Source organism: Ectobacillus sp. (genome assembly GCF_056992975.1).
Genome location: NZ_JBXKMX010000016.1, coordinates 1 through 4,908 on the forward strand (window position 1 = coordinate 1; position 4,908 = coordinate 4,908).

Genomic DNA, 4,908 nt, shown 5'->3' on the forward strand with positions numbered 1-4,908 from the left:
AAAAGCTATGCCCAAAAAATTATCGATGTGTATGTGAATCCAAATGATAAAGAAATGCTTGGTCTTGTGTTTCCAATGACAAAGGATGAGGCCATTTTGGAACGAAAGTGGAGCGAGACGGTTGAAAGCGTGTGGGAAAAGCTACAGGAAGGTAAGAATGTTGCGTTCGTTACAGAAGGTGACCCACTTTTATATAGCACATTCATCCATATGATGGTTCTGATGCAAGAGCGTCATCCAGAAGCTAACATTGAAATTGTTCCTGGTATTTCTTCTGTGAATGGAGCTGCAGCAAGACTTGGTATTCCGCTTGCAGACGGGGATGAGCATGTTGCTATCATTCCAGCTCACGATAATTATGAAGCAATGAAGCAAGCCATTGAAAATCATGATTGTGTCATTTTTATCAAGGTGGCGAAGGTTATCGATTTGATGCTGCAAGTTGTACGTGAATTAGATTTGCTTCCTAACACTTCTGTTGTGACAAAAGTAACATCGGATGAAGAGATTATTTGGAAAGCAGAAGAAATTGAAGGTGCTGAATTGGAATATTTAACATTGATGGTGGTGAGAAAATGAAACTATACATAATTGGAGCAGGTCCTGGCGATCCAGATTTGATTACAGTAAAAGGGTTAAAGCTTCTAGAGGAAGCGGATGTAGTATTGTATGCGGATTCTCTTGTGAATGAAGAATTAATTGCAAAAGCAAAGCCAGAAGCAGAGGTCATGAAAACAGCGGGGATGCATTTAGAAGAAATGGTCTCCATTATGGTGGAACGAATCAAGCAAGGGAAAAAGGTTGTGCGCGTTCACACAGGTGATCCAGCCGTATACGGTGCGATTATGGAGCAAATGGTTCTACTAAAAAAAGCAGGAATCGGTGTTGAAATTGTGCCGGGTGTTAGCTCAGTATTTGCAGCAGCTGCAGCGGCACAAGCAGAACTTACTATTCCAGACTTAACACAAACGTTGATTTTAACAAGAGCTGAAGGAAGAACGCCAGTGCCTGAGTTTGAAAAACTACGGGATTTAGCCAAGCACCACTGTACAATTGCTCTTTTCTTAAGTAGCACCTTAACGAAAAAAGTGATGAAAGAAGTATTGGATGCCGGTTGGAGCAAAGATACGCCGGTAGCGGTCATTTATAAAGCATCATGGCCTGATCAAAAAGTTGTCCGTACGACAGTGGAAAACATGGATGAGGCAATGCGGACAAATGGTATACGGAAGCAGGCGATGATTTTAATGGGCTGGGCGCTTGATGAAAATATACATGATAAAGAGTACCGTTCAAAGCTGTACGATAAAGAATTCACACACGGATTTCGCCGGGGGGTAAAATCGTGATCCATACGCTTTTGGAAGGACAAATGCCTGCAATCGTGCAAAACGGTGAATATGCAGTCGTTGCCATCACAAAACATGGCGTACAGATTGCAAGAAAGCTAGGGCGTTCGTTTCAAAATACGGATGTATATTATATGAGCAAATTTGAACAGGGAGATGAAGGGGAAAAAGGTATTCAACTTTTTACGGGCAGTGTCCGTTTGTTGCTTCCTGCCCTGTTTAAATCGTATCAAGGGCTCATAATTATTATTTCGCTAGGTGCAGTGGTACGTATGATTGCTCCTCTTTTAAAAGATAAAAAGGTCGATCCTGGTGTTGTTGTGATCGATGATAAAGGTGAGAATGTGATCAGTGTATTATCGGGTCACATCGGCGGAGCAAATGAACTGACGAGAGAGGTAGCAGCAACTCTGGGAGCGAATGCTATCATTACGACTGCTTCGGACGTTCAACAAACGATTCCCGTTGATCTCTTTGGCAAGCGCTTTGGCTGGGTATGGGAATCTGCTGAAAAATTAACGCCAGTTAGCGCAGCGGTTGTGAATGAAGAACAGATTGCAATTGTGCAAGAATCCGGCGAAAAAGAATGGTGGAACTACAAGCATCCGCTACCTATGCATATGAAAGTCTATCATTCGGTTGCTGAGGCATTAAAGCATCCGCATCATGCTGCCCTTGTTGTCACTCATCGAAATCTTCAAGCGGAGGAGAATGCCATTTTACAAAACGGAGTGTTATACCGTCCGAAGGTGATTGTGCTTGGGATGGGCTGCAACCGCGGCACATCCGCTGAGGAAATCGAAGCGGTTATTCAGGAAACGCTAGCAGAACTTGCATTTTCGATAAAAAGTGTGAAGGCGCTTTGCACGATTGATTTGAAAAAAGATGAAGAAGGATTCCTTGAGGTAGTACGAAAAAACGACTGGAAATTTGTTTATTATGCTCCTGAAGTACTAAATAGGGTGAAAATAAAGCAACCTTCTGAGACAGTATTTAAATACACAGGAGCGTACGGGGTGAGCGAACCAGCAGCACTGTTATATAGCGGTGCGGAAGCATTAGAACTTGTGAAGAAAAAGTCAGGAAATGTCACGATTTCTGTAGCGGTTATTCCCTACTAATCGACAAGGAAAGGAGGAGAAATGGCATGTCAAATCGAAGACTTGTAATTGCAGGAACTGGAAGCGGAGTTGGAAAAACAACCGTAACAATTGGGATTATGTCAGCATTACGAAAAAAAGGGTATGTAGTCCAAGGGTTTAAATGCGGTCCGGATTATATCGATCCTACTTATCATACCGCAGTGACAGGAAGAAATTCCCGTAATTTGGACAGTTGGATGCTCGGACATGAAATGGTGACAGACATTGTAAATCGAGGCAGCGTTGGCGCCGACATTTCTATTATTGAAGGTGTGATGGGTTTTTTTGACGGGAAAAATCCAACCAATAATGAGGGAACGACAGCCGAAATCAGTATCATTACAAAAAGTCCGGTTGTTCTCGTAGTGAACTGCGCTAGCATGGCTAGAAGTAGTGCTGCCATTGTGAAGGGATTTCAATCCTTTTTGGATGAAACAAATATTGTCGGTGTCATTGCCAACCGAATTGGAAGTATGGGCCATTTTAACATTGTCAAAACCGCAATTGAACAAGAATGTAAGATTCCAGTCCTCGGTTACATAAAACGAAATGCTGATTTAACGATACCAGAGCGTCATTTAGGGTTAGTGCCTTCTGTAGAGCGAGGCGAGCTTGATCCATTTTTTGATCGTCTTGGTGACGTGATGTTGGAAACGGTAGATATCGACCGCCTATATGAACTCGCAGAAACCACTGCTCTTCAAGTAACAAATTCGCAGTTTGAGAGAAAAGAAGAGAAAACCGTTCGCATCGCTGTTGCAAGAGATGCGGCTTTTAATTTTTATTACCAGGAAAACTTTGATATTTTGGAATCTTACGGGGCAGAACTAGTAGAATTTTCTCCATTAGATGGTGAATTGGTTCCAAGTGATGTGGATGGTCTCTATATCGGTGGTGGATTTCCAGAAGAATTTGCAAATGAGCTATCTAAGCAAACAGCAGTGAAGCGCTCCATCCAAACTGCTATTAAAAAGGGTATGCCTACTTTGGCAGAATGCGGCGGCTTTATGTTTTTAACAGAAGCGATTGAAACAACAGACGGCAAAACCTATGAAATGATAGGCGTGGTTCCTGGTACGGTTAAGATGCAAACAAAGTTGGCAGCACTCGGATACCGTGAAGTAACCGGAACCAACTTCTTACTGGCTGGAAACTTACAAGCAAAGGGTCATGAATTTCATTACTCGACGTTCCATCCAAAGGATGAGGTTCCATATGCTTACGAAACAAAAGGGATGCGCGGCAGAAAGCAAGAAGGTTACATGCGTGATAATCTAATCGCTGGTTATACTCACTTTCATTTTGGTTCTTGTCCGCAAATGGCAGTAAATTGGATCAACCGTTGCAAGGAGATGAAGACGCATGAATAAAGCACTCCCCATTATGCTGCAAGGAACGCACTCAGATGCTGGAAAAAGCGTCATCACAACTGCTTTTTGCCGTATTTTTGCACAGGACGGCTACAAAACGGCTCCGTTTAAGTCACAAAATATGGCGCTCAATTCTTATATTACGATTGATGGAAAAGAAATGGGCAGAGCCCAGGGCGTGCAAGCAGAAGCAGCAGGTGTCGTTGCGACAACTGATATGAACCCAATTTTAATTAAGCCGTCCCGCGACTATGAATCGCAAATTGTTGTACATGGCAAAGTATATGAAACGATGAAGGCCGGTGATTATCGGAAGGATTTTTTTCAGGTGGGTGTGAAATTGATTCAGGATTCGCTGCAAACTTTATCTGAAGAGTACGAACGAATTGTGATAGAAGGAGCAGGAAGTCCAGCAGAAATCAATTTAATGGACCGCGAGCTCGTCAACATGCGCGTGGCAAGAATTGCGAATGCTCCTGTTATTTTAATTGGAGATATTGATAAAGGCGGCGTATTTGCAAGCTTAGTTGGAACGCTTCAACTGCTTCAACCAGAGGACCGTGAACGCGTTATTGGTGTCATTATTAATAAATTTCGCGGCGATGTCAGTCTGCTGCAGCCCGGACTGGATTGGTTTGAAGAGTATACGGGAAAGAAGGTTCTCGGCGTAGTGCCGTATATTCGAAATCTTGCCATTGATGCAGAGGATTCGCTCGTATTAAATGAATATACTGCAGGAAAGCATGCAGAAAAAGAGATTGATATTGTTGTTATTCAATACCCAAGAATCTCGAATTTCACGGATGCCGAGCCGTTTTTTGCCGAGCCGGATTGTGATGTTCGCTATGTTACCAGGGCAGATCAAGTGCATGAGCCGGATTTGATTCTATTGCCGGGAAGCAAAAATACGATTGAGGACTTGATGTTCTTACGAGAAAGCGGGATAGCGGAGAAGATAGTAGATTTACATAAGAAAAAGAGAACACGTATATTTGGAATTTGTGGTGGGTATCAAATGCTTGGTGAGAAGATTTTTGATCCACTTCA

Annotated in this window: 5 protein-coding genes; all 5 read left to right on the forward strand. The window is 42.8% G+C overall.

What is annotated here, in order from left to right; genetic code table 11:
- Nucleotides 1-579, forward strand: a 579-nt coding sequence (gene cobI, locus AC11ZT_RS00680; protein ID WP_484057761.1) for a precorrin-2 C(20)-methyltransferase, incomplete at its 5' end; no start/stop codon positions are given.
- The gene (cobM, locus tag AC11ZT_RS00685) at nt 576-1,349 is read left to right on the forward strand and encodes a precorrin-4 C(11)-methyltransferase (protein ID WP_484057762.1); all 774 of its coding nucleotides are present in this window, start codon (nt 576-578) and stop codon (nt 1,347-1,349) included. The genes cobI and cobM, both read left to right, overlap by 4 nt.
- A complete protein-coding gene (locus AC11ZT_RS00690; protein WP_484057765.1) occupies nt 1,349-2,470 on the forward strand; it encodes a cobalt-precorrin 5A hydrolase in 1,122 nt (373 codons plus the stop codon). The genes cobM and AC11ZT_RS00690 overlap by 1 nt, the downstream gene beginning before the upstream one ends.
- Nucleotides 2,471-2,496: 26 nt before the next feature.
- On the forward strand, nt 2,497-3,861 hold the full coding sequence (locus AC11ZT_RS00695) for a cobyrinic acid a,c-diamide synthase CobB (RefSeq protein WP_484057763.1): 1,365 nt from the start codon (nt 2,497-2,499) through the stop codon (nt 3,859-3,861).
- On the forward strand, nt 3,854-4,908 hold a 1,055-nt coding region (locus tag AC11ZT_RS00700; RefSeq protein WP_484057764.1), incomplete at its 3' end, for a cobyric acid synthase. The genes AC11ZT_RS00695 and AC11ZT_RS00700, both read left to right, overlap by 8 nt.

What these genes read in the sequence shown, in the direction of transcription:
- cobM (WP_484057762.1), top strand. Translation starts at nt 576, where the DNA reads ATGAAACTATACATAATTGGAGCAGGTCCTGGCGATCCAGATTTGATT.
- AC11ZT_RS00695 (WP_484057763.1), top strand. Translation starts at nt 2,497, where the DNA reads ATGTCAAATCGAAGACTTGTAATTGCAGGAACTGGAAGCGGAGTTGGA.